The following is a 22,842-nucleotide window of genomic DNA, read 5'->3' on the forward strand; positions in this document are numbered from 1 at the left end:
GCAAGGGTGGTTTTCACGGAACTGCCCTGCTATACCGCCGCGCCGTTTTCCAGCTCAAACTGGCTGTTATAGAGCCGTGCATAGGCGCCGTTCTGAGCCAGAAGCTCCGCATGGGTGCCCCGCTCCAGCACCTGTCCGTTCTCCAGCATGAGGATCACGCTGCTGTCCCGGATGGTGGAGAGCCGGTGGGCAATTACAAAGACAGTCCGGCCCTTCATCAGGTTCTTCATGGCCTTCTGGATCAGCACTTCGGTACGGGTATCCACCGAGCTGGTGGCCTCGTCCAGAATGAGGATCTCCGGATCGGACAGGATCGCCCGGGCAATGGTGAGCAGCTGGCGCTGTCCCTGGGAGAGATTGAGGGCATCCTCACCCAGCACAAAGTCATATCCGCCCGGAAGCTGTGCGATAAAGCCGTCGGCATAGGCCAGCCGTGCCGCCTGACGCACTTCCTCATCGGTGGCGTCCAGGCGTCCGTACCGGATATTCTCCAGAATGGTGCCATGGAACAGCCAGGTGTCCTGCAGGACCATGCCGAACCGCTCCCGGAGCACTTCCCGGGGCATATCCCGGATATCCACGCCGTCCACCTTGATGCTGCCCTGGGTGACATCATAAAAGCGCATGATCAGATTGACAATGGTGGTCTTGCCGGCGCCGGTTTCGCCCACCAGGGCCACCTGCTCACCCGGCTGCACCGATACATCCAGGCCCCGGATCACTTCAATGCCCGGCTCATAGCCAAAGTGCACATCGGTGATCTCCACCGCGCCCCGGCTCTCCGGCGGGATTACCGGAGGTTCCCGCTCGGGGATTTCCTCATCGGCATCCAGCACCTCAAAGATACGCTCTGCCGCCGCCACAGTGGACTGCAATACATTGACGATGCTCACGGTTTCATTGATGGGATCGCTGAGCTGGCGCAGGTAACGGATAAACGCCTGCAGATCGCCCACCAGCAGTTCACCGCCGAGGATCATCATAGCACCCACGACCGTTACCAGCACATAGCCGGCATTGCCGATAAAGCCCACGATGGGCGACAGCACACCCGAGATAAACTGAGCCTTGCGTCCATAGTCCCGCAGTTCCCGGTTGATCTCCGAAAACTGCCGGCAGGCATCTTCCTCGCCGCTGTACGCCTTGATGATGCTGTGCGCGGTGTACATCTCCTCGATGTAGCCGCTGAGCCGTCCCATGGCGGACTGCTGTCCCTTGAAGAACCGCTGGGTCTTTTTCACCACGGTGGAGGAGAACCACAATGTGATGGGGACTGTCACCAGGCCGATGAGGGTCAGGCGGGGGCTGATGGTGAGCATCATCACCAGGGTGATGACCACCGACAGTGCCGACCGGAATGCCGAAATAATGCTGGACTGCAGCGAATCGGAAACGGTGTCCACATCGTTGGTGACACGGGAGAGAATATCGCCATAGGCATGGGTATCATAGTATTCCAGCGGCAGCCGGGACAGCTTGCGGTCCACGGCCTGACGCAGGTCATACATGGTGCGCTGGCTCACGCCTGCCATCACATAGTTCTGGGCATAGCGCAGCAGCGATGTGGCAACATAGACTGCCATCAGCAGCATGAGGATGCGGGCCAGCAGGCCGAAATCCACACCGCTGCCGCCTTCCAGCAGGGACCGGGCGCCCCGGACAATCTCGTTGGTGGCGCCGCCCATGATCTTCGGGCTCAGCGAGGAGGCAAGGGTCGTGGCGCCTGCCAGCAGGATAATGGCGGTCATACCCATCCAGTGCGGACGCATGAACCGCAGCAGCTTCCGGAAGGTTCCCCGGAAATCCTTGGGCTTGGCAATGATCATCCGGCCGCCTCTGCCCCGTCCGCCGCCCATACCGGGACCCCGGCGGGCTGTGGTAGTCGTAGTGGTAGAAGTACGGTTATCTGCCATTCTGAGTCGCCTCCTGTTCCGAAAGCTGGGAGAGCACGATCTCCCGATAGATCTCACAGGTCCGCATGAGCTCCTGGTGGGTGCCATGGCCCACCAGCTCGCCCCGTTCCAGCACCAGGATCTGGTCGGCATGCATGATGGTCGATACACGCTGCGCTACGATCAGGACTGTACTGTTTTCGGTTTCCGCTGCCAGTGCCCGGCGCAGTTCCAGATCGGTGCGGAAGTCCAGCGCCGAAAAGCTGTCGTCAAACAGATAGAACTCCGGACGCCGGATAATGGCACGGGCAATGGAGAGCCGCTGCTTCTGTCCGCCCGAGAGGTTCTGTCCGCCCTGCTCGATGGGGGAATCATATCCGCCGATCTTATCGAGTATAAACTCCTCCGCCTGGGCGATCCGGGCGGCGTGTTCCACCTGCTCCCGGGTGGCATTGTCCAGACCATAGGCGATGTTGTCTGCCACACTGCCGGCAAACAGCACTGCCTTCTGAGCCGCAAAACCGATCTTGTCCCGGAGCGCCTTGAGGTCATACTCCCGGTGGTCAATGCCATCGATGAGGATCTGTCCCTCCTGGGCGTCATAGAACCGGGGAATCAGGTTGAGCAGCGTGGTCTTGCCGCTGCCGGTGGAGCCGATAATGGCGACAGTCTGGCCTTTTTCAGCTGTAAAGCTGATATTCTTTACAGCCGGTTCATCGGCATTTTCATAGGAAAAGGTCACATTCCGGAACTCCAGACGGCCCCGGGTCTCACCGCTGTCGGTGACATTGCCGCCTTCAATGGCAGTATCGCAGTCCAGGATGGCATTGATACGCCCGGCAGAGGCTACAGCTCTGGGAATCCGGATAAAGATCATCGAGATCATCATCATCGACATGAGGATCTGCATCACATATTCCACCACTGCCATGATGTCGCCATAGGGCATCAGGCCATTGTTGACCTTGACACCGCCCACATAGATGAGAAAGACAGTGGCGCCGTTGAGGACGATCATCACCAGCGGCGACATGGCGCTCATGGTGCGCTGCATCCGGATGGAAACCCCGGTCAGGTCCTCATTGGCCCGGGCGAAGCGCTGTTCCTCATACTCCTCGGTTCCAAAGGCCCGGATTACCCGGACGCCCCGCAGCTTTTCCCGCAGGACAAGGTTGACCTGGTCGAGCTTTTCCTGCATGACACGGGTCAGCGGGATGGAAAACCGGGAAATGCCCACAACGATCAGAACAATCAGCGGCATGGCTGCAAAGACGATCATTGCCAGCTGGGCATTGCAGGAAAATGCCAGATAGACACCGCCAATGGCTGTGATGGGTGCAGACAGCATATTGCGGATCAGCATCATCAGGAAGTGCTGGATCTGGCTGACATCGTTGATGGAACGGGTAATCAGGGACGCGGTGCCGAAGCGGTCCACTTCCCCTTCGGAGAAGGACTGTACCTTATAAAAGAGTTCGTCCCGCAGCCGGGAAGAAAATCCCGTGGCGATCCGGGAAGAACAGTAGGTAGTGCCGAGCGAACAGCAGACTGCAAAGAATGCCACACCCAGCATCCGGATTCCGGTATGGGTCACATAGTCGCTGTCCCCCATAGCTACACCATTGTTGACTATATCTGCCAAAAGCGCGGGCATCTGCAGATTGGCAAGGCTGTTTCCAATAATGAACAGACCGGAACAGATTACCAATCCAATAAAGGGACGCAGGCGCAAAAACATCTTTTTCACACCTTCAACCTCCTGTCTGATTCCATGCGGCGGCAATTTGAATTGTGGTTTTTATTCCTCCCGGGACTCAGCCTGCTGACTGCGGCGTCCCCGTCCGGAGCAGTTATTCTTGGGGCTGGATTCGATCTGCTGATCCAGGTACCCCGATACCCGCTCCATAATCTCCATCAGCTTTCGGGTATCCTCCTCCCCCAGATATTCTGCCAGCCCGGCAAACATCTGGGCAGTCCGGCGGCGTTCCTCTGCTGCCATCTCCCGGGTCTTTTCCGTCACCGAGAAATAGACCTCCCGGCGGTCCTGGTCACTGTTGCGGCGGCGTACATATCCCCGCTCCTCCAGCGACCGCAGGCTCGGCGTAATGGACGGCTGCTGCAGCCCCATCAGCGCACTGATCTGTGAGGGCTTGATCTCCCCATCCGGGCCGTCGGTATGGTGCATAATACACCGCAAAATCGCAATCTCACCGGTGCGCAGATCCGCATTGCGGCTCCGGCGCTTGATGAAATGGCTGAATCGGCTGAAGTTCTGAATCAGCCGGCTCACATCATCTTCCATCTGTTTCATACAAATTCGCTCCTTTTGTTTTGTACACTATAATATTTTGTATTGCATAATATTTATAGTTACCTAAATACATTCCCAGTATAGCATAGGCGCACTGGAAATACAAGGGATTTTTATAAAATAAAAACAGGCAGTTCCAATCGCTGAAACTGCCTGTCTGCCTGTATTTTTCGGATGTCAGTTCTGGGAACCGCCCAGTTCCTGCCGCATCTCTGCCATGGCACGGAAAAGCTCTTCTTCCTTCTCCTTGAGCCGCATGAAGGAGACCATCTCATCCCAGATGGGGTCGATCTCCTCCACCGGCAGGCCCAGCAGTTCTGCCACCGCGGTAATGGATACCGGGCTGTCCGGGCCAAAGGTACAGATCACGCTGTACAGGCCCTTGGCTGCCAGGGTCATCCGGCGGTCCCGCAGAATATCCTTGGGAATATGCGCAAACTGTTCCGGTGTGTTCATAAAGTCCATTCTGTTTCCTCCTTGCTCCAGCGGAGCATCTGCATATCTTCCAGTACGGTTCCGTTTTCCAGCACCGGTTCCTGGTACTGCAGGAAAAATCCCCGGCGCACCCCGCAGGGCACAAATCCCAACCGACGGTAGAAACCCACTCCCTCCGGAGAGGTGCCCACCACCAGCGACCGCCCTGCCTCCCGGGCCTGACGCTGCACTTCCCGGATCAGGGCCGAAGCATAGCCCCGTCCCTCCAGCTCCGGGCAGGTTGCCGCGTTGCGCAGCTCCCAGTCCCCGGCCTCCGGCTGCTCGACGCACACCTCGCTGAGAACCTTCTCCCCTTCGCAGAGAGCCAGCATCTCACAGGCGGACAGGTATCGCTCCACCATCAGTGGGTCCGGGTCTGCCAGAAGCAGCAGCTCCCGGCAGCGTTCCCACCGCTCCTCCGGCGGAATCCGACAAATCCCGGGCATGGGTATCCCTCCTCAATCCTTCACAAAGCACAGACGGCAGCGGGCTTCATAGCTCTCCTGGTCGCCGATGAGCACCAGCTCCGAATCCAGGTTCCGGGCTGTGACCGGCTGTCCGTCGATCACCCGCTGGGTATACATCGCCGGACGTCCGCAGCACTTGCAGTAGGCCTTCTTCACGATCACCTCATCCGCATGGAGCAGCAGCTGTCCGATGCAGCCGAAGGGCCGTCCCAGATAATCCAGGTTCAGCCCGGCGATCATCACCTGCTTTTTCCGGTCGAGCAGACCCAAAGTCAGTTCCAGCAGACCCTCCGAGAAGAACTGTGCCTCATCAAAGGCCACCAGATCAGCTGTTTCACAGTCTACCAGAATGGTCCGGATCAGCTCCGGCGTGATCTCCTGACTGATATTATGAGCCGGCATCCGCAGTCCGATACGGCTGACTACTTCATCTTCGCCATACCGGTCATCAATGACCGGCTTATAGATCCGCACCGTTTTATTCTGATAGTTCTGGGAGAGCAGACACTGCTTGATGAGTTCTCCGCTCTTTTCCGAGAACATCGGGCCGATAATCACGGTGAGGAATCCCGCTTTTCCGTCGTTATAGATCATACTTCCTCCTGAAGCTGGTTTTCATTTTCCCGGGCAGCGATGCTGAACCGGGTCCAGCGTCCGGAGCGATAGGCTACAAACGCCAGAGCCAGAGCGCAGACCCAACCGATGGGCTGCGAAATGCTGATGGTGAGGTATCCCAGCGGCTTTGCCAGGGCATAGGCCGAACCGATGCGCACAAATAGAGCGATCATCGACATGGCCAGCGATACATTCATATCGCCGACGCCACGGAAGAAACTGGACAGGCTGAACATCAGCGCCTGCAGGAAGAAGAAGAAGAATAGGGTTGAAAGATAAAGGCAGCCATATTCAATCACGCCGGTTTCCTCGGCGCTGATGAAGATCTGCATCAGGTACTGGGGAATTGTAAGCGGGATAATACTGATTGCCGCGGTGATCAGCACATTGATCACCGTCACCTTCTTAAAACCGTCCCGCACACGGTCCAGCTTGCCGGCGCCGGTATTCTGCGCCACATATGTAGAGGTGGCGTTCGCAATATTGATCAGCGGCATCATCATAAAGGATTCCACCTTGTTGCCGGCCGCAAAGGCCGCCGCCGCGGTGGCGCCGAAAGAGTTGACCAAGCCCTGCACCAGCATGGAGCCAATAGCGCTGATGCTCTGCTGGATCGCAGTGGGGATTCCAAACCGGAGGACCGTGCGCAGGATTCCAAAGTCCACTCTGAGATCCTTGAGGCCCAGGCGGAACAGCGGAATGCGGATATTGGTGTAGATAATGCACAGTATGACCGATACCGCCTGAGACTGCACAGTGGCAACGGCAACGCCCCGGACTCCCATACCGAACTGGATCACATAGACGAGGTCCAGGACGATATTGAGGATCGAGGAGATAATCAGGAAATAGAGCGGAGTTTTCGAGTCGCCCACACCCCGGAGCACCGAGGTATAGAGGTTATACAGGAACATGAAGATCAGACCTTTGAAGATCTCATCCAGATAGGCCTTGGAATCGGCAATGATCTCCGGCGGAGTATTCATCAGCTCCAGAATGGTGCCGGAGGCAAAGTAACCGATCACACTGGCGATGACCACCAGGATCATCAGCGAAATGATCGAAGTGGCAAAGGTGGCGCGCATCCGTTCATGTTCTCCGGCACCGAACAGCTGGGAGATAATGATCTGCACACCCATGGTGATACCGATCAGCACCGACATTGCCAGGAACATAGCCGGGAATGCCGCGCCTACGGCAGCCAGCGCGTTGGCGCCGACAAACTGTCCCACGATGATGGAATCCACCGCGTTATACATCTGCTGGAACACGCTGGCCAAAATCATCGGAACGGAAAATAAAAGCACTTCTTTTACAGGATTGCCCTGTGTCATATCCTTCATTGGACTTTCACCTATCCTTTTCTCAGATTCTACGCTGCGATCCCAATTTCTCCCCTTTCCAACACAAAACGCCTGATCCGGCTGAACCTGCCGGCGGCAGCAAGGCTGTTTTGGCAAAATAAAAGCAAATCCTGCCGGAGTCTGACTGAGGTTCCGGCAGGAAAACCGGTATGGTAACTGGCTTCAGCGATGGAATTGCTGCTGGTGCTGAAGCTCTTTTATTTGAGTTCTACAATGGTGACGCCGTTTTCTCCCTCACCATAGACGCCGGTACGGAAGCTGCGCACACTGGGGTGACGCTTGAGGTGCTGCTGAATCGCCGCCCGCAGAGTACCGGTGCCCTTGCCGTGGATCACTGTGACGGTGCCGATATGGCTCAGCACACAGCTGTCCAGGAAGCGGTCCACTTCCATGATGGCCTCATCGGTGGTCATGCCGCGGACATCCACCTCAGTGCTGCTGCGGCCGGAACCGGAGCTTCCCCGTCCCCCGCCGCTGGCAGCGGTATTACGCTTGAAGGATACCTTCTGGTTGTTCACTGTCACCTTGCGGTCGCTGCGGTCCACCAGACGGAGATCCGCTGCCGGCGCCTTGGTCTTGATGATGCCGGCCTGGACCATCACATAGCCATCCTTATCCTCGTCGGTGAGGACGGTACCCTCCTTGTTGAACTCGGGAATGATGACAATATCGCCCCGTTTGAGGGCACGGTTGTGGTTCTGCTTCTCCTTCTCCCGTCCGGTGACCGGATCGGCGCTGTCATACAGCTTGCGGATGCCCGAACGATAGCTCTGACGCATCTTGGCAGCCTTTTCCGAGAAGTTCGCCGAATTCTTCTGCTTCTTGAGCTCTTCCAGCTCGTTCATCAGCTGATCCGCCTGGTACCGCACCTGCTCCACAATGGAACGGGCCTTTTCCCGGGCCTTTTCGATCTCGGCTTCCTTCTCCTTCTCCAGCCGCTCCCGGTAGGCCTGGTTCTCCTGACGGAGCCGCTCAGCCTCCTGGTTGAGCATGTGGGCGGAGGTGTATTCCTTCTCCAGGTTCTGCCGGGCGGTCTCCAGCTCGGATACCACATCTTCAAACCGCTGGTTCTCGCTGGAAATGCGCTCCCGGGCGCTATCGATAATCTCCGGGTCCAGCCCCAGCTTTTCGCTGATGGCAAAGGCGTTGGAGCGTCCCGGCACGCCAATGAGCAGCCGGTAGGTGGGACGCAGGGTCTCCACATCAAACTCACAGCTGCCGTTCACCACGCCCCGGGTCTCCAGGGCATAGAGCTTGATCTCGGGATAGTGGGTGGTCGCCATGATCCGGCAGTCCCGCTCCCGGAGCTTCTCGATGATGGAGATCGCCAGCGCGGCGCCCTCCACCGGGTCGGTGCCGGAACCCAGCTCATCCAGCAGTACCAGCGAGCTGTCCCCTGCCACCTCCAGGATTGAGACGATGTTGGTCATGTGCGCCGAGAAGGTGGACAGGCTCTGTTCGATGCTCTGCTCATCGCCGATGTCAGACAGCACCTCGTCAAATACCGACAGGCTGCTGCCGTCCGCAGCCGGAATCATCAGGCCGCACATCATCATCAGAGTGAGCAGACCCACTGTCTTGAGCAGAACTGTCTTACCGCCGGTGTTGGGGCCGGTGATCACCAGGGTGTCAAAATCAATGCCCAGGGTCACATCCACCGGGACGATCTTCTCCGGGTCAATGAGCGGATGCCGGGCCCGGATCAGCTTGATCTTCCGGTCACCGGTGATCTGCGGCACCGCAGCCTTCATCTTGTCCGCCAGACGGCTCTTGGCAAAGTAGAGATCCAGCTCCACCAGCACCTCATAGCTGCGGCTGATGGCCTCGGCATAGCTGCCCACTGAAGCGGACAGCTCATAGAGGATGCGGTCGATCTCCTTCTTCTCCTGGCTTTCCAGGACTTTGATTTCGTTGTTGGCTTCCACCACCGACATGGGCTCGATGAACACGGTAGCGCCGCTGGAGGAGGTGTCATGCACCAGACCCTTGACCTCGCTGCGGTACTCGGCCTTGACCGGCACCACATACCGTCCGTCCCGCATGGTGACGATGGAATCCTGTAAGTACTTCTGATAGCTGGAAGACCGGATCATGTTGTCCAGCTGGCTGCGCACCTTCTGCTGGTTGTTCCGGATCTTGCGGCGGATCTCCGCCAGCACCGGGCTGGCAGAATCGGAGAGCGTCTCCTCGTCGAGGATGGCGCCCTTGAGCTCATCTTCCAGGCTCTTGAAGGAGGTCAGGCAGGAGAACAGATAGTCCAGCGCGGTGACCTCTTCCTCACTCTGCTTCTTCCAGCCGATCATCCGGCGGATGGTTTCCAGCAGGTGCAGGATCGAGAGCAGTTCCGGAATGGGCAGCTGGGCTCCCAGCCGGGCCCGTTCCAGCGAGCCGGTGCAGTCCCGGACATTCTGGGCAGTGGGAGTGCCATACCGGTTGGTCAGACGGTTGGCATCCGCTGTGTACGCCATCAGCCGCACTGCCTCTTCCTCGGTGGTCACCGGAGTCAGACGCAGCGCCCGCAGCCGTGCCGCTTCACAGGTGGTCTCATTCGCCAGCTTCGCCAGTACCTTGTCCAGTTCCAGCGAAGTGATATATTTGCTCTGTATCGACACAGAAAAACTCCTTTCCTAAGAAAATCCCTGCCTATGAGAGCAGGAGCGATTTGTAAAAATCCAGGGAGCTGAGCCGGGTATCCAGCTGGACAATGGCGTAGTACTCACAGATGTCCCCGAGGTACCGCAGCTCCTCCTCCGATAGTGTAAAGTTAAACACCTTGCCAGCCTCCGAATAGAGGATATGGCGCATGGCAGCCAGTACGCCGGGGCTCAGGCGCAGGCGTACTATCTCATCCGGCGGGGCATCCCCCAGGCAGTCCCTGCACATGAGGTCGCCGGTGAGGGGCAGGAAATACATACTCTCCGCCTCATAGCAGCCGCAGACCTTGCAGCCCACCAGATCGGGCATATAGCCCGCCATGGCAAGCAGCCGCAGTTCAAACACGGCCTTCACCAGCCGCTGGGGGCGCTTGTCCTTCTCCAGCAGGTAGAGGCTGTTGAGAATCAGCCGCAGGAATTCCCCGGCCTCCTCCTCTGCCGGCGCCACCTGGGCACAGAGCTGTGCCAGGTACACTGCCAGCGACAGCTTTTCCACATCACTGCGCAGGCCGAAGAAATTCTGCTCGGTTTCCGCCGAATCCACCTGATAGCGGTCCCGATACTGGAACAGCACAAAACGAGAGCAGCAAAGCAGCTCGGTTCCGGACAGAAGCCGTCCCCGGAGCTTTTTCGCTCCTCTCGCATAGGCGGTGATGACACCGCGGTCCGCTGTCAGGATCGTGAGAATACGGTCATCATCATGTTCCCGTTCCCGAAGCACGATCCCCGTTGTGGTGATCTGCATACTGATCTGTCTCCTGAGAAACGGACATCGCCGCCGCAGCCGATTCTGCTGCCGGTCCGGCGTGCATCTGCCGGGCATACCGGAGATAATCCTCCACCCGTCCGGTTTCAGCAAACCGTTTCCATGCTGTCAGCTCATCCATCTTATTTCGCCTCCGGCCAAATTGATCTTACAGATTCAGTTTGGCAGAAAAGCGTTCCGATATAGCCGGAAAATTCAGGCGAGCCCTGGTTTATTCATCCACATAGCCGAAGTTTTTGATGAGGCCTTCCCGGTTGCGCCAGTCCTCCTTGACCTTGACCCAGCACTGGAGGTTGATCTTGGCGCCCAGGAACCGTTCGGCATCTTCCCGGGCCTGGGTACCGATGCGCTTGAGCATCTCACCCTTCTTGCCGATGAGCATGCCCTTGTGAGTCTCCCGCTCACAGTAGATCACCGCGTCAATGTCGATGATCCGGCCCCGGTCCTGCATCCGCTCGATGGTTACAGCGGTGCCGTGGGGGATCTCGTCCCGCATGTTGCGCAGGATCTTCTCCCGGATGATCTCAGCCACAATCACCCGCTCGGGCTGATCGGTCATGGCATCGTCCTCGAAGAAGTGCGGTCCCTCTTCGGCATACCGCAGCAGGATCTCCAGAAGTCCGTCCAGACCGTCATTTTTCAGCACCGATACCGGTACGATCTCATCGAACTCATAGGCACCCGCTACCTCGGCGATCTTCCGGAGCATCTCCTCCGGGGCGTCCAGCAGGTCGATCTTGTTGAGCACCGCCACCGCCGGCATTCCACGGAAGGAAGCAATGAGCTTCTTCTCCGCCTCATTGAGAGGACGGTTGGCCTCGGTGACAAAGACGATCAGATCCACATCCGCCACCGAACTGGTGACCTGACGGTTCATGTAGTCGCCCAGCTTGGTACGGGATTTGTGGACACCCGGTGTATCCAGGAACACCAGCTGGGTCTCCCCACGGGTGAGGACTCCGGTGATCCGGTTGCGGGTAGTCTGGGGCTTATCCGATACGATGGCGATCTTCTCGCCCACCAGCGCATTCATCAGGCTGGATTTGCCCACATTCGGACGGCCCACAATGGCGATAAATCCGCTTTTTGTCTGCATAATTCCCTCGCTTTTTCCTTACTGCTGCTCCGGCACATAGCTGGCATCCCGGGACAGTCCCAGCCGGCTGAGCACGGTCTCTTCCTTTTCCCGCATGATTACAGCTTCAATGCCGCCGTTCTCATGGTCATATCCCAGCAGATGCAGCATGGAATGAACGGTGAGGAAGCCCACTTCCCGGCTCAGGGAATGTCCATACATCTCTGCCTGCTCCACAGCCTTTTCCATCGAGATCACCACATCGCCCAGAATATAGGCGCCGGTATCCTCGTTGAGATCATATTCGCCATTTTCACCCATGGGGAAGGACAGCACATCGGTGGGGGCATCCTTCTGCCGGTACTCCCGGTTCAGGGTCTGGATCTCCTTGTTGTCCACAAAGGTGACGCTGACCTCTGCCGGCTTGCCGAAATTCTCCATCTCCAGCACGGCATGGCAGCACTTGCGGATCAGGAGCCGCAGTCCGGACGGGATCTTGACGGCCTTCTGCTGATTGGTGATATATACTTTTACAACTCCCATTGTATTTGAACCTCTTTTTCGTTTGACCACACAGGCGGCAGTTTACCGCTTGTTTTTATTGTAATAGCGCTCATAGGCTTTGATGATGTCCTGGACAATCTTGTGACGCACCACGTCCTTCTCTGTGAAGGTGACAATGGCGATGTCCTCCACTTCCCGCAGCACCCGCTGTGCCTCGATCAGACCCGACTTCTTGGAATCGGGCAGGTCGATCTGGGTGATGTCGCCGGTGATGACCGCCTTGGAATTGAAGCCCAGACGGGTGAGGAACATCTTCATCTGCTCCGGCGTGGTGTTCTGTGCCTCATCCAGAATGATGAAGGAGTCATCCAGGGTGCGTCCGCGCATATAGGCCAGAGGCGCCACTTCAATGTTCCCCTTCTCCTGGTACTTCTGGAAGGTTTCAGCTCCCAGCATATCAAACAGCGCATCATAGAGCGGACGCAGGTAGGGATCGACCTTGTTCTGCAGATCACCCGGCAGGAAGCCGAGCTTCTCGCCCGCTTCCACGGCGGGACGGGTGAGAATGATGCGGTTGATCTCATGGGCCTTGAAGGCCTGTACCGCCATTGCCACCGCCAGATAGGTCTTACCGGTACCCGCCGGACCAATGCCCAGGGTCACCGTGTTTGTGCGGATGCTCTCCACATACTTTTTCTGGCCCAGGGTCTTGGGCTTGAGCGGACGGCCCTTGGCGGTGATGCAGATCACATCGCCGGCAATCTTTGCCACCTGCTCGCTGCTGCCATCCCGCACCAGATCCATCACATACCGCACCCGCTGGTCATTGATGACCTCACCTTTTTCCACTAGCGAAAGCAGTGCATCGATGGCCTTGCAGGCGTTGTAGACACCTTCCGCGTCACCGGAGACCTTGATGTCAGTGCCCCGGCTGAGAATGGTGACGCCATATTCCTTTTCCAGCTCCTTGATATTCTCATCAAAGCTGCCGAAAAGCTGAACCGCCTGTTCCATCCGGTCTATATCAATCGTTTTTTCTATCATGAAACAGCCTGCCTTTATTTTCTCAGATCATTTCTTCGGTTTCCCGCATACAGGAAACACCCGAACCCGGCTATAAAACCGTACAACAAAAGAAGCGCCGGTTTTGCGCCTTCTCCTATATCATAACACAAATAGCCAAAATTTCAATCTACCCCGATACAATTTTATTGATTGACTTCAAATTGGCGCTCCAATGCCGCATCTTCCAGTACCAGATAATGGCCCCGAAGCAGGAAAACATTCCCGTCCACTGTACCGGTGAGCACCCGTTCCAGCACCTCAGCCTGCCCCAGCTGAGTCTGTTCCAGCTCTGCCAGCTGCTGCTCCGCCAGCGCCTCGGCCTCGGCTTCGGTGCGGGTGACCTCCTGCTCCTCCAGCAGCGAGTGCTCCCGTACAATCAGCACCACCGGCAGAGGCGTTCCAAAGGCTGTGAGCCGGTGCTCCCGGGTCTCGGTGCGGGTCTCTCCCACCGGGTCAGGGCCCAGCGGGATCTCCAGGCCGCAGAACTCCAGACTGCGCACCTGGCGCACCTCCCCGGTGGGCAGGAGCATCTGCTCGGTGAGCGGCACTGCCACTGCCAGATCCTCCTCATGTTCGATCATCACCCGTCCGGACGCCTGCTTGACCGAACTGCGCCCGTTGGTGGTCTCCACGATGGCGCCGATGAGCAGATCCCCGGCACAGACCGTGTCCCCGACCTTCACCTGGGGCGTGCCGGAATACACCTCGATGCTGCGCACCACCCCGTCATACAGCGACACCACATTGGCGGGCTGTCCGCCGGTGCCCGGCTCCTCCTCGATCCGGGTGCGGGGACGGACAATCACCTCTGCGGTGCTGCCCCGCAGGTTCACCGCTATAAAGGCCAGATCGTCATTGGCGATCATCATCGACTGTTCAATGGAGGCGGCGTCCAGCTCGGAGACCAGCGTCCCCTCCCGGAGGCCGTATTCCCGGAGCTGTTCCCGGAGCTGGGCCTCGGTGTAGTGCTCCAGCGTGCCGTCAATGCGCACCACCCACAGAAAACGGCTGAGAAACGCCATCACCAGCACCGCCGCCAGGATTCCGGCAAACAGTCCCCGCCGCTTCCGGTTCCGAAACAGCCAGAAGGAGATACCATGCTTTTCCCGCAGCCGAATCCGGGTTCCGGTGCGGCGGGCTGCCTTTGCCGCTTTGCGGTAGTACTCGGCGGCAATCTCCGCCTCAAAGCCCAGCTCGGTGGGTGTGACCCCGTAGAGCGGGATTCCGTCGGCGGCGAGCAGACCGGGCATCCGCAGCGCGTGACCGCCCTCAGCGGTGAACCGCACAGTCCCCCGGAACCGGCGGTAGAGCTGATCCATTTTCATCTGCTATCCCTCCGAACTCAGATATTCCACCGAAGCGATCACCCCGGTGATCACAGCGCACTGATCCTTCATGCTGCCGATCTGCAGGCCGCTGCCGGTGATGCGCAGCACCCATTTTCCAGCTGTGAGCCGGATGCACTCCCGCTCATATTCCAGAATCCCGGTACACCCCTCCACCAGCATCTTTGCGTTGGATGACAGCTCAATATACGGCCTTGCCGGCAGCAGACGCATCAGCGGCTCCTCACTGCCTGAATAGGACGCAAGATAGGCGTGCAGCCGTCCCGGGCCCTTGTTTTCTGCCATCGGATCACCTCCCTTTCGTGTGATTATATGGCCCGGGGCTGAATAGAATGACTTGACACGCAACTGACTGGAGGGACTCTGTATGCCTACAACCAAAAATACAAGCTGCCGCCCGGCTTCCGCGGCACCGTTCCAACCCCTGCTCCGGGCAGCCGGGGCCCTGGGAGTACTGCTCATCGGCGCCGGACTGCTCACCCACTCGGCCCAGACCGCCGAGGGCATCCGGGACGGTCTGGCCTCCTGTGCCACCCTGGTGATCCCCTCCCTGCTCCCCTTCCTGATCTTTTCGGGGATGCTCTCCACCACCCGGCTGGGGGAATGGGTCTCCCGTCCCCTGGAACCGGTCTGCCGGTGGGTCTTTCACTTGCCGCCCGAAGCCGGCAGCGCCCTGCTGATGAGCATGATCGGCGGCTACCCTGTGGGGGCCAGAACCATCGCCCAGCTGCTGGAACAGGGACGCATCCAGCCCCGGACCGCACGCCGGATGCTCTGCTTCTGCATCAATGCCGGGCCTGCCTTTGTGGTCAGCACAGTGGGCGCCGCGCTCTACTCTTCGGTCCAGGCGGGCCTTTGCCTGCTGGCAGCCCATCTGGGAGCCTCCGCCATTGTGGGATTCTTCATCTGCACCGGCAAGGAGACCTTTGAGCCTGCCCCGCCCGCGGAACCCCTGCCCCTGGGCACCGCCTTTGTGCAGAGCGTTTCCAGCGCCGCCCAGAGCCTGATCGGGATCTGTGCCTTTGTGGTGACCTTCTCCGGGCTGCGCAGCCTGCTCTGGGAGACCGGACTGCTCCCCCGCCTGGTGACCGCGCTGGAACGGCTGTGGCCCGTATCCGGCGGCTCAGCGTTCTACACTGCCCTGCTCCGGGGTCTGCTGGAAGTGACCGATGGCTGTATTGCCGCTTCGGCTTTGGGCGGTGAACAGGCCTTTGTCCTCACCGCCTTCCTGCTCTCCTTCGGCGGGGTCTCGGTGATCTGTCAGGCGGCAGCTGCCTTCCATCGGCTCCCCATGAGCTTCGGCCTGCTCTTCTTCTCCCGGTTCGCCGGGGCCTGCATTGCCGCTGCCCTTGCAAGCCTGCTCTATCAGCGATGCCTGGCAGATCTGCTGGCTGGTATGCAGTACACCCAGCCGGTGGCTCAGGCCACAGTTGCTGGCATAATTGGAGGACTTTCCCTCATCGGGATGGGATCGATCCTCCTGCTTTCTATGGCAATGAACGGAATTTCGACAAAAAACCGTTTCTCCACTGGAAAAACAGTCGGTGAAATGATATGATACTATATAGAATGCAGTAATATCGTACCAGACCGGTATATTTTGTCCGGACTGCTAAAATACAGGAGGTTCCATTATGAAGACCCATCGGTTTCGCCTGGCCGCGGCACTGACTGCGGCAATGATCGTCCTTACAGCTCTCACCGGCTGTATGACCGGCCCGCGCAAACCCAGCTCCCCCGCGGAATCCGCCGTCACAGTGGACGGTGAGATCCGGGGCTTGTTCATCCATGCCACCGGACAGGATCTGATCATCCAGTCCCCCTATGATGCCGGTACAGTGGCCCAGAGCCTGGACCAGATCATGTCCTATGCGGCGGAAAACGGAATCAATACCGTTTTCATGGATGTGCATGATGCCAAGGGCAGTGCGCTCTATACCTCCGACTATATGCCCACCAGTGAGCTCATGCTCGATGAAAAGGGCAAGAACTCCGGCGGGGACATCGTCTATGAGGCTGTCCGGGCTGCCAAGAAGCAGAATATCCAGGTCTATGCCGTCATCAACACCACCTACATCGCCGAAAGTCTGGGCATTGCCTCGGAGGATCACCCGGCAGTCTATGACAGCTCCCTCTCCTATGAGGACGGCAATGGCGCCCTGCGCTGGAATACCTCCAAGAAGGACTCCATCTCCACCCTGACCAACATCGCCCGGGAACTCTGCTACAACTATGGCATCTCGGGTCTGGTGCTCAATGACGACGGCACCGATCCCCAGACTATGGCGAAGGTCTTCTCTGCCATTGACCAAGCTGTGGATGAGCTGGGCACCGGCAAGAAGATCGGCGTCTATACCCAGATCACCCCCCAGGGGCTGGAGAGCGGCAACAATGCGCTGAACGCCTTCAGTGAAGAGGGCTATGCTCCCGACTTCCTGCTGGCAGACCTGCAGGGAACCACCGTCAGCGGTGACTATACCCAGCTTCTGAACGATGTCAGCGCCGCCACCGAGGGACGCTGCGACCTCATCACAGTCCACAACATGAACCTGATCTCGGCGGACAGCGGCGCGGACGGCAAACTCTATGCCGACCCCTATGAGCCCGCCTATCAGATCTACGAGAACCGGGGCCACTCCATCCGCGGCACTGCCATTGAGGGCTATTCCGCCCTGCGCAGCTCCAAGTACTATCTGATGGATCTGATGAACTCCCTGTACGATTCGAATTACGACATCTGCCCCTACGAGCTCACCGTTGAGCCCGGCTTCGGCAGCACTCTGCAGAGCGACACCTTCACCACCTCCTCTGCCAAGTACTTCATCAGCGTGATCTCCGACCCCGATCAGCCTCTCTACCTCAACGACTCCGAAGTGACCCGCACCACCAAGAACGGTCTGTACGGACAGCTGGTAAGCCTCTCCTACGGTGAGAATGAATTCGTATTCACCCAGGGAGATGAGAGCGTCACCATCACCATCACCCGTCCGGAGCCCACCTCCACCGGGGATTCCACCATCTCCCGGATCACCCAGACATCGATGTACCCCTCTGCCATCTCGGCAGCCCGGGTGGGCGAGGAACTCACCATCAGCTGTGTGGCACCGTCCGGCAGCACCGTCTATGCCAGCGTGCTGGGCCAGCAGGTACAGCTCAAGCAGGCCGTAGCCACTGCCAAGAACGGCATCGCCGCCACCTACACCGCTGATCTGATCTTTGATGCCCCCATCGACTCCAACGAAGTCAAGAATATGGGCAATGTAACCTACACTCTGGTATACGGCGGCACAACCACCACCTATACCTCCAGCGGCGAACTGTATGCCGTGGGTGAGAATGCCCAGCTCATCATGCAGGTGACTGACTATATGTCCGGCGTCACTGTGGATGACTCGTCTGAGAATGCCGGCAACTTCCTCACCACTCTGATTGAAGGCTCCCAGGACTATGTGGACCTCTCCAAGAGCTCGACCACTCACTTCTACCTGCAGTCGGGCGGTGCGATCCGCAAGGAAACTGTCACCCTGCTGGAAGGCAAGGATCTCTCCATTGATACCACCATCGGCACAACCGATACTGTAAAGGTGGATAAGGGCGATGAATTCGTAATCCCCGGCGCTGCCGGAACTCTCTGGCATGCCGATTTTGCCGACAACAAACTGGTGCTGGATCTCTACAACATCGAGGACGGCGCCCTGCCCACAGCGGACGGCAGCAAGTTCACCCTGGCCTCCACTATGACCTCGGACGGCATTGTCCAGCTCACAGTGACCCCCAAGGACGGCGTAACCTTCTGGGGCTACGATGTCACCTACGACGGTGAGGATCTGGTGCTCTACTGCAAGCAGAAGCCGCAGATCTCTGCCTCGTCCGACAAGCCGCTGGAAGGCATCTCCATTGTCATCGACCCCGGACACGGCGGCTATGATCCCGGTTCGCTGGGTGCCGCATACGGCTATGGTTCCACCGAAGATGAGATCAATATGGCCTATGCCGTGGCAACCGAACAGATCCTGGAAGGCCTGGGCGCTGATGTGACCCTGACCCTCTACCCCGATCAGCTGGATGACCAGGAGGAAAAGCTGGTGCTCTTCGACCGGATGAAGATTGCCAAGGAAGCCGACGCGGATGTCTTCATTTCCATGCATCACAACAGTGTGGACGCCACCGCGGACGCAAACAATGTCACCGGCCTGGAAGTATACTACTTCACCGACCATTCCGAAGCTCTGGCAGCGGACATCGCAGCCAGCATCAGTGCTTCCACCGGACGCACCAACCGGGGCGATTTCCAGTCCTACTATGTAGTGACCAAGATGACCTATTGCCCGGCTGTACTCACCGAGATCGGCTATATTGTCAATCCCGCCGAGTATGAAGATCTGATCCAGCCGGAGACCATCTTCCGCACAGCAGCCAGCTTCACCAAGTCGATTCTGGATGTGCTGTCCTGATACTCCCATTGACGCAGAACAGCGGACTGTCCTTTCGGACAGCCCGCTGTTTTTTGCTTTGTATGATGCTTACTGCAAACCCACCACGGCTTGGAAATGCAAAAATGCGTCATGGCCCTGGCTGATAAAAAAGGACGGGGGTTCAATTCCCCCCGCCTTTCTTGCTCTGTTACTTTTCTGCGCTTTTGCGGATCTCCTCCAGGAACAGACTGCCGAACCGCCGGAGTTTTACCTCTCCCACGCCCGGGATTGCCAGAAACTCCGCTTCGGTGCGGGGTCTGGCTGCTGCCATCGCCCGCAGGGTGGCATCGCTGAAAATGGCATAAGCCGGGACGCCAGCCTTCCGGGCCTCAGCCATCCGCACACGGCGCAGGCTCTGGAACAGTGCCTCGTCCACCGGGCCGAACTCCTGCATCTTGTGGGCAGCCAGGCGCTCCTCGGGAATATGGCGGGTACGCATCCGCACTGTCTGACCCTGGAACAGCACCTTCCGTGCCAATGGCGTGGTAGTGACGGTGGAATGCTCCTGCCGTGCCTCCAGGTATCCCTGGCTCTCCAGCGCCGCAAAGTAGTCCTGCAGCCGGGCGGCTGGCTCCTGAAGGATTCCATAGGTACTGAGCTGATCCAGCCCCTTTTCCAGCAGGCGTTTCTCCTCGCTCCCCCGCAGAATCTGGATATAGCTGCTCCGCCCCAGGGAATAGCCCAGCAGTTTTTCCGCCCGCACTACACAGGAGAGGATCTTCTGTGCCTGCACCGTGATGTCCTCCTCCACAGTTTCTCCCAGGCAGCTGCCGCAGTTGCCGCACTGATCCGGCGCCTTCTCCCCGAAATACCGCAGCAGATAGGCCCGCAGACAGCCTCCGGTGCGGCAGTATCCCACCATCCGGTTAAGCCGTTGGAAATCCCGGGCTGTGATCCGCTTCTGTTCCTCCGGAGTCAGCTTTTCGTTTTCCTGGGAGTTCTCGATCATGAACCGTGCTGTGTTCACATCTCCCGGCGCATAGAGCAGAATGCAGTCTGCCGGCGAGCCATCCCGTCCGGCCCGCCCGGCCTCCTGATAATAGCTCTCCAGATCCCGGGGCATATTGTAATGAATCACATAGTTCACATTGGATTTGTCGATCCCCATGCCAAAGGCGTTGGTCGCGGCCATGATCCGCACCCGGTCGTAGAGAAAGTCCTCCTGACTGCGGTGGCGCTCCTCATCAGTAAGCCCCGCATGATAGCGGGCTGCGGCAAATCCATTGTGCACCAGCAGCTCCTGGACCCGCTCCACATTTTTGCGGGTGGAACAGTAGACAATCCCGCTCTGATCCCGGCGCTTTTCCAGCAGTTCCAGCAGACAGGCATCCTTGCTCCGGGGCTGGCGCACCTCGAAGAACAGATTGGGGCGGTCAAACCCGGTGATGACCTCCGCCGGATGCCGGAGTTCCAGCAGCCGCACAATATCCTGCCGCACCTGTTCGGTGGCAGTGGCGGTAAAAGCCCCCACCGGCGGGCGGCGGTCCAAGGTGCGGATAAACCCGGCGATGTCCAGGTAGCCGGGCCGGAAATCCTGTCCCCACTGGGATACGCAGTGCGCCTCATCCACTACGATCAGCGACAGTTCCAGCTCATGGATCATATCCAGAAAACTGTCCGCCGTGAGCCGTTCCGGCGCCACATAGAGCAGCTTATAGGCTCCGGCCTTCAGCCCCCGGAGCACTTCCCGCTGTGCGGCGGTGGTCTGGGAGGAGTTGAGGAATGCCGCCGGAAGTCCTGCCTGTTCCAGCGCCGTGACCTGATCCTTCATCAGGGAGATCAGCGGTGAGATCACCAGTGTCACCCCCGGAAGCAGCAGAGCCGGCAGCTGATAGCAGACCGATTTGCCGGCGCCGGTGGGCATGACGCCAAAGGCATCCCGTCCCGAAAGCAGGGCGTCCACCATGGTCTCCTGCCCCGGACGAAAGGCACTGTGTCCGAAATATTGCTTGAGTGCCGCAAGTTTCTCCATCTTTTTCTCCCATCACAGAAAAAGACAGACGGAAAAGCCAGGCTTCCCCGTCTGTCCGTATCCAGTCCTATTTCTTTTCCCGATAGAATCCCATCATCAGCAGATGATAGTCGATTACATCGCAGGCCATGCTGCACAGACAGCGCAGTTCGGTCGGCTCCACTGCCGATACGCTCCAGGCCCGCTCGCCATTGGTGACATCCAGGATCGCACTGAACTCGCTGCGGCTCATAGCCCGTCCCCGGATGCTGTTGATTTTGATGTTCCGGGCATTCTTGATCTTATCCGAAACAGCGTCCTGCACCGCTTCCCAGAATGCCTCCACAATATCTGTGCCCACACCGGAGCTCAGACGCTTTTCGCCGCCCAGGGTGGATTCCATCATCACATGGGTGCGGTCATAATCGGTACCGGCGATCCGCTCGGTGAGCACCTTTACATCCTGAATGGTAAAGACGCTGTTGACCTTTCCCAGTCCCCGCAGGATCTGCAGGGCAATGGAAACCTCCGTGGCATAACCCCGGTGATACTCCTTCCAGATATCCAGCGAAGTGATCAGATCCCGGGTGACCTTGTACCCCATCTTGTTCATCCGCTCGATCAGCACAGTCAGGGCATAGCTGGTCATCAGGTTCATCCGGCGGCTGTTGCCCACCACTTCCGGATGCACCATATTGGCAGACCGGGAGTTGGGAATCATGGGGATTTCCTCGGCAAAGGCCAGGCGTCCCACATAAGGCATGGCAGGCGGTACGCTCACATCCATCTGATCGGCAATATACTCTGCCGCATGGGTCAGACGGTTGAGCTTCATATAGGGAATACAGCTGTATCCCATATTGATCTGCAGATTGGCGATGGTTACTGCCAGGCTGATATTGCCATTGGGGCCTGTCCCCAGGAAACTGCCCTGGATATGCATGACGCCGCTCTTGGCAGCCACAACGGCATTGGAATCGGCACAGCCAGAGGAATTGGCACACTGGATGCCGATCCGGCGGGTATGCTGCATCCGGGCTACATCAATGCCCGCAGTGATGTCATGGAACAGGGCATAACCGCTGCTGTCGCAGAGGACAATCCGGTCCGCACCGGCAGAAGAAGCCGTTTTGATGACTTCCCGGGTGTAAGCCGAGGACGAAGAAAGGGAATCAAAGAAATTGTGTGCGTTGAAAATCACTGCCTTGCCCCGGGAACGGAACCAGGAGATCACCTGGGAGATCTGCCAGAGGTTTTCCTCCAGGCGCATCTTGCCCTCGTCCCGGATCACATATTCCGAGCATTCTCCTTCCACGCAGACTGTCTGGGCGTCCATTTCCAGGATCTTCAGTACCGCCGGTTCCATACCGATCCGCCGTCCGCAGTCTTTGGCCCGGATAAACGGCGTCAGAACCGCGCTCTCCAGCTGCAGTTCCAAAGCCTGTTTGAGGAAACGGTCATATTCCTCACTGTTCTCCGGAGTTCCGATATCGATATAAGTAATGCCCATGCTGTCCAGCATCCGTATGATCGCCAGACGCTCTTCCAGCTTGATGCCTTCACTGCCTTCAAAGGTTGCAAAACGCAGTGTGGTATCATAGGTTTCGATAATTTTATCCAAAAAGACCGCACCTCACATTTTCTCTTGAGTGTACTGTTCGTATATCTATATCATAGTCAGTCGTTCACAAATTGTCAACAAATCACAAACAACACCCACTTCTTTTCTACATAGCACATAAAATTGTTGAGAAAATTTCTACTGACTCCCCTTTGGAATATCCAATCTGCACAAGTACTGCCTGCTACAAATTGTAATAAATTTCCCTGCCTTCTGCCCTGCCGGCACAGGGTCTTTCCAGGACTTCCCTGCCCCACGATAC

Annotated in this window: 19 protein-coding genes; 2 read left to right on the forward strand and 17 right to left on the reverse strand. The window is 58.1% G+C overall.

Annotation, left to right across the window (positions count from 1 at the left end):
* Window positions 1–29: 29 nt before the first annotated feature.
* The 15 genes from H9X81_RS08155 to H9X81_RS08225 form a co-directional block, all read right to left on the reverse strand.
* Complete coding sequence (locus tag H9X81_RS08155) at window positions 30–1,913, reverse strand: ABC transporter ATP-binding protein (protein WP_204721163.1); 1,884 nt, start codon at window positions 1,911–1,913, stop codon at window positions 30–32.
* Complete coding sequence (locus H9X81_RS08160; RefSeq protein ID WP_207751045.1) at window positions 1,903–3,630, reverse strand: ABC transporter ATP-binding protein; 1,728 nt, start codon at window positions 3,628–3,630, stop codon at window positions 1,903–1,905. The genes H9X81_RS08155 and H9X81_RS08160 overlap by 11 nt, the downstream gene beginning before the upstream one ends.
* Before the next feature lie 60 nt (window positions 3,631–3,690).
* Complete coding sequence (locus H9X81_RS08165; RefSeq protein WP_177503140.1) at window positions 3,691–4,203, reverse strand: MarR family winged helix-turn-helix transcriptional regulator; 513 nt, start codon at window positions 4,201–4,203, stop codon at window positions 3,691–3,693.
* Between the two features lie 177 nt (window positions 4,204–4,380).
* Complete coding sequence (locus H9X81_RS08170; protein WP_204721167.1) at window positions 4,381–4,668, reverse strand: hypothetical protein; 288 nt, start codon at window positions 4,666–4,668, stop codon at window positions 4,381–4,383.
* Entirely contained in the window at window positions 4,656–5,123 is a 468-nt protein-coding gene (locus H9X81_RS08175; RefSeq protein ID WP_204721169.1) for a GNAT family N-acetyltransferase, read from the reverse strand. Before H9X81_RS08175 ends, H9X81_RS08170 begins: the two co-directional genes overlap by 13 nt.
* A gap of 12 nt (window positions 5,124–5,135) precedes the next feature.
* The gene (locus H9X81_RS08180) at window positions 5,136–5,738 is read right to left on the reverse strand and encodes a thymidine kinase (RefSeq protein ID WP_204721171.1); all 603 of its coding nucleotides are present in this window, start codon (window positions 5,736–5,738) and stop codon (window positions 5,136–5,138) included.
* Complete coding sequence (locus H9X81_RS08185; RefSeq protein ID WP_345941536.1) at window positions 5,735–7,102, reverse strand: MATE family efflux transporter; 1,368 nt, start codon at window positions 7,100–7,102, stop codon at window positions 5,735–5,737. Before H9X81_RS08185 ends, H9X81_RS08180 begins: the two co-directional genes overlap by 4 nt.
* Before the next feature lie 218 nt (window positions 7,103–7,320).
* Window positions 7,321–9,735, reverse strand: a complete 2,415-nt coding sequence (locus H9X81_RS08190; RefSeq protein ID WP_204721176.1) for an endonuclease MutS2 — start codon at window positions 9,733–9,735, stop codon at window positions 7,321–7,323.
* 31 nt (window positions 9,736–9,766) lie between these two features.
* The gene (gene recO, locus H9X81_RS08195) at window positions 9,767–10,522 is read right to left on the reverse strand and encodes a DNA repair protein RecO (protein ID WP_204721178.1); all 756 of its coding nucleotides are present in this window, start codon (window positions 10,520–10,522) and stop codon (window positions 9,767–9,769) included.
* Window positions 10,476–10,664 (reverse strand): hypothetical protein, encoded by a 189-nt coding sequence (locus H9X81_RS08200; RefSeq protein WP_191392467.1) that lies wholly within the window; start codon window positions 10,662–10,664, stop codon window positions 10,476–10,478. The genes recO and H9X81_RS08200 overlap by 47 nt, the downstream gene beginning before the upstream one ends.
* Before the next feature lie 90 nt (window positions 10,665–10,754).
* Complete coding sequence (gene era, locus H9X81_RS08205) at window positions 10,755–11,639, reverse strand: GTPase Era (protein ID WP_177502338.1); 885 nt, start codon at window positions 11,637–11,639, stop codon at window positions 10,755–10,757.
* Window positions 11,640–11,657: 18 nt separating this feature from the next.
* On the reverse strand, window positions 11,658–12,161 hold the full coding sequence (gene ybeY, locus H9X81_RS08210; RefSeq protein ID WP_177502339.1) for an rRNA maturation RNase YbeY: 504 nt from the start codon (window positions 12,159–12,161) through the stop codon (window positions 11,658–11,660).
* 42 nt (window positions 12,162–12,203) lie between these two features.
* A complete protein-coding gene (locus tag H9X81_RS08215; protein ID WP_177502340.1) occupies window positions 12,204–13,166 on the reverse strand; it encodes a PhoH family protein in 963 nt (320 codons plus the stop codon).
* Between the two features lie 164 nt (window positions 13,167–13,330).
* On the reverse strand, window positions 13,331–14,512 hold the full coding sequence (locus H9X81_RS08220; RefSeq protein ID WP_204721180.1) for a sporulation protein YqfD: 1,182 nt from the start codon (window positions 14,510–14,512) through the stop codon (window positions 13,331–13,333).
* A gap of 3 nt (window positions 14,513–14,515) precedes the next feature.
* A complete protein-coding gene (locus tag H9X81_RS08225; RefSeq protein ID WP_191392463.1) occupies window positions 14,516–14,818 on the reverse strand; it encodes a YabP/YqfC family sporulation protein in 303 nt (100 codons plus the stop codon).
* A gap of 82 nt (window positions 14,819–14,900) precedes the next feature.
* Here H9X81_RS08225 and H9X81_RS08230 point away from each other — a divergent pair, with 82 nt between their 5' ends.
* A complete protein-coding gene (locus H9X81_RS08230) occupies window positions 14,901–16,091 on the forward strand; it encodes a nucleoside recognition domain-containing protein (RefSeq protein WP_204721182.1) in 1,191 nt (396 codons plus the stop codon).
* Between the two features lie 76 nt (window positions 16,092–16,167).
* Window positions 16,168–18,987: an N-acetylmuramoyl-L-alanine amidase gene (locus H9X81_RS08235; protein WP_204721184.1), complete on the forward strand. Its 2,820-nt coding sequence runs from the start codon at window positions 16,168–16,170 to the stop codon at window positions 18,985–18,987.
* Between the two features lie 169 nt (window positions 18,988–19,156).
* Here H9X81_RS08235 and recQ read toward each other — a convergent pair whose 3' ends face one another.
* Window positions 19,157–20,980, reverse strand: coding sequence for a DNA helicase RecQ (gene recQ / locus H9X81_RS08240; RefSeq protein WP_204721186.1), 1,824 nt, complete (start codon window positions 20,978–20,980; stop codon window positions 19,157–19,159).
* Between the two features lie 67 nt (window positions 20,981–21,047).
* Window positions 21,048–22,580 (reverse strand): hypothetical protein, encoded by a 1,533-nt coding sequence (locus tag H9X81_RS08245; RefSeq protein WP_191392459.1) that lies wholly within the window; start codon window positions 22,578–22,580, stop codon window positions 21,048–21,050.
* Window positions 22,581–22,842 lie beyond the last annotated feature (262 nt).

Origin of the sequence: Hydrogenoanaerobacterium saccharovorans, from assembly GCF_016901815.1 — a bacterium.
Taxonomy (GTDB): Bacteria; Bacillota; Clostridia; order Oscillospirales; family Ruminococcaceae; genus Avimicrobium; species Avimicrobium caecorum.

What these genes read in the sequence shown, in the direction of transcription:
- H9X81_RS08155 (WP_204721163.1), bottom strand. Translation starts at nt 1,913, where the DNA reads ATGGCAGATAACCGTACTTCTACCACTACGACTACCACAGCCCGCCGG.
- H9X81_RS08160 (WP_207751045.1), bottom strand. Translation starts at nt 3,630, where the DNA reads ATGTTTTTGCGCCTGCGTCCCTTTATTGGATTGGTAATCTGTTCCGGT.
- H9X81_RS08165 (WP_177503140.1), bottom strand. Translation starts at nt 4,203, where the DNA reads ATGAAACAGATGGAAGATGATGTGAGCCGGCTGATTCAGAACTTCAGC.
- H9X81_RS08170 (WP_204721167.1), bottom strand. Translation starts at nt 4,668, where the DNA reads ATGGACTTTATGAACACACCGGAACAGTTTGCGCATATTCCCAAGGAT.
- H9X81_RS08175 (WP_204721169.1), bottom strand. Translation starts at nt 5,123, where the DNA reads ATGCCCGGGATTTGTCGGATTCCGCCGGAGGAGCGGTGGGAACGCTGC.
- H9X81_RS08180 (WP_204721171.1), bottom strand. Translation starts at nt 5,738, where the DNA reads ATGATCTATAACGACGGAAAAGCGGGATTCCTCACCGTGATTATCGGC.
- H9X81_RS08185 (WP_345941536.1), bottom strand. Translation starts at nt 7,102, where the DNA reads ATGAAGGATATGACACAGGGCAATCCTGTAAAAGAAGTGCTTTTATTT.
- recO (WP_204721178.1), bottom strand. Translation starts at nt 10,522, where the DNA reads ATGCAGATCACCACAACGGGGATCGTGCTTCGGGAACGGGAACATGAT.
- H9X81_RS08200 (WP_191392467.1), bottom strand. Translation starts at nt 10,664, where the DNA reads ATGGATGAGCTGACAGCATGGAAACGGTTTGCTGAAACCGGACGGGTG.
- era (WP_177502338.1), bottom strand. Translation starts at nt 11,639, where the DNA reads ATGCAGACAAAAAGCGGATTTATCGCCATTGTGGGCCGTCCGAATGTG.
- ybeY (WP_177502339.1), bottom strand. Translation starts at nt 12,161, where the DNA reads ATGGGAGTTGTAAAAGTATATATCACCAATCAGCAGAAGGCCGTCAAG.
- H9X81_RS08215 (WP_177502340.1), bottom strand. Translation starts at nt 13,166, where the DNA reads ATGATAGAAAAAACGATTGATATAGACCGGATGGAACAGGCGGTTCAG.
- H9X81_RS08220 (WP_204721180.1), bottom strand. Translation starts at nt 14,512, where the DNA reads ATGAAAATGGATCAGCTCTACCGCCGGTTCCGGGGGACTGTGCGGTTC.
- H9X81_RS08225 (WP_191392463.1), bottom strand. Translation starts at nt 14,818, where the DNA reads ATGGCAGAAAACAAGGGCCCGGGACGGCTGCACGCCTATCTTGCGTCC.
- H9X81_RS08230 (WP_204721182.1), top strand. Translation starts at nt 14,901, where the DNA reads ATGCCTACAACCAAAAATACAAGCTGCCGCCCGGCTTCCGCGGCACCG.
- H9X81_RS08235 (WP_204721184.1), top strand. Translation starts at nt 16,168, where the DNA reads ATGAAGACCCATCGGTTTCGCCTGGCCGCGGCACTGACTGCGGCAATG.
- recQ (WP_204721186.1), bottom strand. Translation starts at nt 20,980, where the DNA reads ATGGAGAAACTTGCGGCACTCAAGCAATATTTCGGACACAGTGCCTTT.